Below are 6,087 nucleotides of genomic sequence, written 5' to 3'. Positions count from 1 at the left end.
ATGTGTGGTGGTGGTGTTTGAGGTGGTATGCGCGGCGCAGGGGCCGGCGTTGGCTCCGCCGCGGGCAGATCCGCCGTCAGCGCGGCCATCGAGTCATCTGTCGTGGCAGTGCTGCGCGTGCGCGAAGCGGCGGGGGGTGCGGTCGCGCGCCGAGGCTCCTCGGGCGGCGGCGTGGGTCGAGACTCCACCGGAGGCGGCGGGGTGCGACCAACGGGGCGGGCATCCGTCACGGTCCGCGACGCGGGCGGCTCACCTCCCACGAGGACTCGGGCTGGACGGGCCGCGGACTGGAACAGAGCCACGCGTTCACCGCCCGCCGTCACGCCTTCCACGTAGTACTCGACGCCGGGTGCCACCAGGTGATCCGCGGGAATGACGCCGCGGTAGAGGTCCCCGTACTGCCGCTCCATGGCCACCTGGGCGTAGGGCTCGCCCGGACCTCGGTAACGGATGAACAGGTCGAGCACGTGCCCGCCGTCCACCAGCGTTCCGTCCAGGCGCAGAGGCTGGTTGGCCTCGGCGCGGGGTGGCGCGGAATGCAGCAGCGTCGGCTCCTGGGCCCATGCGGGCAGCCCAGCGAGGAGCACGAGGGAGAGGGAGATCGTGCGAGCGAGTGCGGTCTTCAAGGGCACGAGAATGGTCCATTGCCATGATTGGAGAGTCAAGGAGCGGCATGTCACGGCGTGAGCCGATTTTTTGCCGCCTCATGCAGCGCGTGCGACGGTGCCCCCGCTCCATGCGCGCGTCGCTCGCCCTCCACCTCTCCCTCTTCCGTCGACAGAGGGCCCAGATTGCCCGAGTCGTCGAAGGACGGACCGAGGCCTTCCGCGCCTACGAGGCTCGGTACCGCCGTCGCACCGCCGCGTATTCACGCGTGGTGCCTCTCGCGTTCGTACACCAGCAGTTGCAGTCCTCGGACGTGGTGTACGTGGGCGACTACCACACGCTACCACTCGCGCAGCAGACCTACCTGGAGCTCGTCGAGCGCGCGCTCACGTCCGGGCGCCGCGTCGTGCTCGCCCTCGAGTGCGTGGAAGGCCGGCACCAGGCCGCGGTGGACGCCTATCTCGAGGGCCGTCTCCCGGAGCGCTCGCTGTTCTCGCGCCTCGGACTCACCGGGACTTCTGGCTTCGGCCCCGCCACGGGCAGCCGCGCCGTCCTCGCGTTCGCCAGACGCCTCAAGCTGGACGTGGTGGGAATCGACCGCCGCGCCCAGGGTGAGCGCTCGCTCGCGCTGCGAGACGCCTACGCCGCCGAGCGCATCGCCCGCGCGGCGCGCGCCGAGGACCGCCCGCTCGTGCTCGTGCTCGTGGGCCAGTACCATCTGGCGCCCTGCCATCTGCCGCTCCAGGTCGAACGCGCGCTGGGGGAGGACCACGCGCGGCGCGGCCTCGTCGTCTACCAGAACGCGGAAGGCATCTGGTGGCGCCTGGCGCGCGAGGGGCGCGTGGGCGAAGCCGAGGCCGTGGAGCTGGCCGACGGCGCGGTGTGCCTCCTGAACGCCTCCCCTGTCGTCTGTCAGCAGAGCTTCCTGGACTACCTGGAGGCCGAGGCGGGAGACGCGCCGCTGGAGGTGGATCGCACCGCGGCGGAGCGCTTCCGCGAGATGTCCGAGCTCATCGGTCGCCTCGCGGGCGTCCCCGTCGGGCGCGCGCTGGACTCGGTGGAGGTGACGACCGCGGCGGACAGCGACGTGCTCGCGCGCATCCGTCGGCGTGGCCGCTTCACCCAGGCCGAGGTGTCCCAGCTGCGCAAGCACATCCTGACGCGGGAGAGCGGCTACATCCCCCGTGCGCGCACGGCCTACCTCGCCTCGCTGTCGCTCAACCACGCGGCGGAGGAGGCCGCGCACTTCGTCCGCCACTGTGCCGTGGGCGACGCCATGGAAGCGCCCCGCGGCGCGTCCGAGGCCTTCTACGCGCGGTGCCTGGAAGAGGCGCTCGGGTTCTTCGGCTCGAAGCTGGTGAACCCGCGCCGCACCTGTCCCGGCGTGGCCGAGTGGGCCCGTCGCTTCGGCGCGACCCGAGGCGTGGACCGCCAGGTCGCCGCGTTCGTGCTCGCCCACAAGGCCGCGGAGACCGAGGGCCCCGAGGAGGCCGTGAAGCTCCTGCCCCTGCGCCGCGACCACCTCTTCCACGGCGTGAGCCACGCGCTCGGGTACCTGCTGGGCGACGCGCTCTACCGCGCCTTCGACTCGGGCCTCGTGGACACCGCCGACATCCGCGCGCTGTTCCGCGACCCGCTCGATGACCCACGCGGCGCCTACTTCGCGTGGACGCAGCGCGTGCACACCTGAACCCACGCGCCACTCCCCTCTTCCGGGCGAGCCCGCCCCCTGGTTTGATTCGCAAATCAATCCAGGGAGCACCGCCGCCATGAAGATGACCGAACGCGTGGAGAAGCTCGCGGAGCAGCGCCAGCGCAACGAGGGCATGGGAGGCCCCGAGCGCATCGAGCGACAGCATGCCAAGGGCAAGCTGACCGCTCGCGAGCGCCTCAAGCTGCTGTTCGACCCGGGCACCTTCGAGGAGATGGGGCTGCTTGCCGCACACCTGGGCAATCTCCCGGAGGAGGAGGACGACAAGCCCTCTCCTGCCGACGGCGTCATCACCGGCACGGGCGAGATCGACGGTCGCCCGGTGGCCGCCGCCGTCTACGACTTCACCGTGTTCGGTGGATCCATTGGTGAGATTGGCGAGCGGAAGGTGGCGCGGCTTCGCGACCTGGCGCTCAAGAATCGCATCCCCATCGTGTGGCTGGTGGACTCGGCGGGCGCGCGGCTGGAGGCCTCGGCGGGCGTGGATCCGCGCCGCATCGCGAGCTTCGCGGACACGGGCTACCTCTTCCGCGAGCAAGTCGTCATGAGCGGCGTGGTGCCCCAGGTGGCCGCCATGGTGGGCCCGGGGGCCGCCGGCACCGCCTACATCCCCGGCCTCGCGGACTTCGTCCCCATGGTGAAGGGCACCAGCTCCCTGGCCATTGGCGGCCCGTACCTCGTCGAGTCCACCGTGGGAGAGAAGGTCTCCGAGGAGGAGTTGGGCGGCGCCAAGGTCCACAACGAGCTGTCGGGCGTCGCGGACGCCGAGTACCCCGATGACGCCACGTGCGTGGCCGCCGTGCGTGAGTACCTCGGCTTCTTCCCCTCGCATTGTGAAGAGAAGCCGCCTCGGCGCCCCACGAGCGATCCGTTCGATCGCCGCGACGAGGACTTGCTGAAGATCGTTCCCGAGAGCCCTCGCCAGGCCTTCGACATCCACAAGGTCATCCTGTCGCTGGTGGATGAGCGGAAGTTCTTCCCCATGAAGCCGCGCTGGGCGCGCAACGTGGTGACGGGGCTGGCGCGCATCGACGGCTATCCGCTGGGCATCGTGGCGAACAACTCCATGTACCTGGGCGGCATCCTCGATGTGAACGCGGCGGACAAGGCGGCGCGCTTCATCAACCTGTGCGACGCCTTCAGCATCCCCCTGCTCTTCCTTCAGGACGTCCCCGGCTTCATGGTGGGCACGAAGGTGGAGCAGCAGGGCATCATCCGCCACGGCGCCAAGATGATGTACGCGGCGGCGAGCGCCACCGTCCCCAAGTTCACCGTGGTGGTGCGCAAGGGCTACGGCGCCGGCTACTACGTGATGAACGGCCGCGCCTTCGAGCCCGACCTGCTCGTGGCCTGGCCCGGCGCGGAGATCGCCGTGATGGGCCCGGAGGGAATGGTGTCCATCGCCGCGCGCAAGCTGCTCCAGAGCGCCGAGAGCCCCGAGGCCGCCGCCGCGCTCAAGAAGGAGCTGTCGGACGGCCTGCGCCAGCACATCCGCATCGAGCGCACCGCCGCCATGGCCATGGTGGATGACGTCGTGGATCCCCGCGACACCCGCCGCCTCCTCGCGCGCGCCCTCAAGCGGACCGCGAACAAGCAGGTGGAGCGGCCCTTCCGCCGCCGGGAGATCTCTCCCGTCTGAGCCGTGTCTCGGAAGGGGCGGAGCGCTCGCACCGTGAGCGCCCGCCCCTCCCCTTCCCCTCAACGCCGCGCTGGGAATGACGCGCGGCGTGATGTGCCAGAAAAGATGAAGGGTGGTTCAGGATTCAGCCCTGCGCGACGCGTCGCGCCTTGAATCCAGACATCCAAAGACAGTCAGGTCTCGGCCCGCGGCCGCCCCTCCTTCCCCCTCGCGGGCGGCCCGGGAGGCACCATGCGCGGTCGAGGCATCCGCCCACTTCCGTCGTTCACGCCGTTCCCCTGGCTGCGCTTGAGCGCGCTGCTCGCCACCGTCGCGACGGGCTGCGGCCCCATCGGCACGGACGCATCCGAGCCCTCGCATGAGCCCACTGCGCAGGCGCGACAGGGGCTGACGCAGGTGACGGGCTTCGGCTCGAATCCGGGCAACCTGCTGATGTATCGGCAGGTGCCAGCGAACATGCCCGCCAACGCGCCACTCGTCGTCGTGCTGCACGGCTGCACGCAGAGCGCGGCGGCCATCGAGGCCAGTGGCTGGACGGCCGCGTCCAACGTCTACAAGTTCTACGTCGTCTACGCGCAGCAGCAGAGCGGCAACAACTCCACGAGCTGCTTCAACTGGTTCGAGCCTGGCGATTCCGTGCGTGGCGGCGGCGAGGCCCTGTCCATCAAGCAGATGGTGGATGCGATGAAGGCCGCGTACTCCATCGACCCGGCGCGGGTGTTCGTCTCGGGCTTCTCCGCCGGCGGCTACATGGTCCCCGTCATGCTGGCCACCTACCCGGACGTGTTCGCCGGGGGGGCCATCAACTCGGGCGGACCGTACCGCTGTGCCAACTCGATGACCGAGGGCTTCTCGTGCATGAGCCCTGGCATCGACAAGACGCCCGCTGCGTGGGGCGACCTCGTGCGCAATGCCAACCCGGGCTACTCGGGTCCGTGGCCTCGCGTGTCCATCTGGCACGGCACCAGCGACTACACGGTGAAGTCCTCCAACCTCACCGAGTCCATGGAGCAGTGGACCAACGTCCACGGCATCGATCAGGTGGCCGACACCAGCGACACCGTCGGCGGCTTCCCCCACAAGGTCTACCGGAACAGCGCGGGCACGGCGCTCGTGGAGACCTACGAAATCACCGGCATGGGACACGCCGTCCCGGTGGATCCGCAGTACAGCTTCCCCGGCACCAGTACCGTCTGCGGCGCCACGGGCGCGTACTTGTCCGACGTCAACCTGTGCGGCACCTACGCCCAGGCCCAGTTCTTCGGCCTCACTGAGGCAGGGACGCCGCCCACGGACACCACGCCGCCTGCGGTGGATGTGACCGCGCCGGCCTCGGGCACCAGCGTCAGCGGGACGGTCAATCTGACCGCGAGCGCGACGGATGACGTAGGCGTCGCGCGGGTGGAGTTCTACGTGGACGGCGGCCTCGTCGGCACAGCCACCACCGCGCCCTACGCATTCGCGTGGAACACCACGACGGTTGCCAATGGCCTCCATGCGCTGAGCGCGCGGGCGTTCGATGCGGCGGGCAACTCCAGCACCGACGCGGACACCTCGGTCACCGTCAGCAACAGCGGCGGCTCGACTCCGACCACGGCGACCTTCTCGAGCATCACGGCAGAGGATGGCTACGTGAAGGCGAACGCGGATGGCAGCGCGCCCGCGCTCGGGACGCTCACGGGTCTCGCGCTCGGACGCGGGACGGACGGCAAGCACAACCGCGCCATCCTCTCCTTCGACACGTCGAGCCTGCCCGAGGGAGCGACCATGCAGCGCGCCTACGTCACCGTCACGTACTCCTCGGGCGTGGGCGACCCCTGGGCGAGCCCCGCGAACAACTCGCTCGTTGTCGACGTGAACTCCGGCGCCTTCAACGGGGCGCCCCTGGAGACGAGTGACTGGGCCGCGAGCGCCACCGCCAGCGCCGTCGCGGGCGTCGCCAAGTTCACGTCGGGCACGGCCACCTCCGCGGACTTCTCGGGAGCGGGGCTCTCCGGGCTCAACACCGCGGGGCGCACGCAGCTTCGGCTTCGCTTCGCGCAGGATCCAACCGGCACCGCGTACGTCTTCATCAAGGACGGCGCGAGCGCCACCCTCACGGTCCTCTACACGCCGTAGCCATTCGGGCGGA

3 protein-coding genes and 1 pseudogene are annotated in these 6,087 nt (G+C 70.2%); 3 read left to right on the top strand and 1 reads right to left on the bottom strand.

From position 1 onward, the window contains the following. Positions 1-632 (bottom strand): annotated as a pseudogene (locus KRR26_RS18085) (hypothetical protein); the annotation flags it as partial. A 104-nt stretch (positions 633-736) separates the two neighbouring features. Between KRR26_RS18085 and KRR26_RS18080 the strand changes: the two are divergent. The 3 genes from KRR26_RS18080 (at position 737) to KRR26_RS18070 (ending at position 6,074) form a co-directional block, all read left to right on the top strand. Continuing rightward, on the top strand, positions 737-2,296 hold the full coding sequence (locus tag KRR26_RS18080) for a ChaN family lipoprotein (RefSeq protein ID WP_217080395.1): 1,560 nt from the start codon (positions 737-739) through the stop codon (positions 2,294-2,296). Between the two features lie 79 nt (positions 2,297-2,375). Next, entirely contained in the window at positions 2,376-3,956 is a 1,581-nt protein-coding gene (locus KRR26_RS18075; protein ID WP_120207869.1) for an acyl-CoA carboxylase subunit beta, read from the top strand. Positions 3,957-4,187: 231 nt separating this feature from the next. After that, positions 4,188-6,074 carry an extracellular catalytic domain type 1 short-chain-length polyhydroxyalkanoate depolymerase gene (locus KRR26_RS18070; protein ID WP_217080394.1) on the top strand — a complete coding sequence of 629 codons (1,887 nt, stop codon included), beginning with the start codon at positions 4,188-4,190 and terminating at the stop codon, positions 6,072-6,074. The last annotated feature ends 13 nt before the right edge of the window (positions 6,075-6,087 follow it).

The sequence above is a fragment of the Citreicoccus inhibens genome (genome assembly GCF_019039035.1).
Taxonomy (GTDB): domain Bacteria; phylum Myxococcota; class Myxococcia; order Myxococcales; family Myxococcaceae; genus Citreicoccus; species Citreicoccus inhibens.
The sequence above is the reverse complement of the archived record's forward strand: the minus strand, read 5'-3'. Positions and strand labels throughout refer to the sequence as shown.

Excerpts from the sequence above, each read along its gene's own strand:
- KRR26_RS18075 (WP_120207869.1), top strand. The coding sequence starts at position 2,376 with ATGAAGATGACCGAACGCGTGGAGAAGCTCGCGGAGCAGCGCCAGCGC.
- KRR26_RS18070 (WP_217080394.1), top strand. The coding sequence starts at position 4,188 with ATGCGCGGTCGAGGCATCCGCCCACTTCCGTCGTTCACGCCGTTCCCC.
- KRR26_RS18080 (WP_217080395.1), top strand. The coding sequence starts at position 737 with ATGCGCGCGTCGCTCGCCCTCCACCTCTCCCTCTTCCGTCGACAGAGG.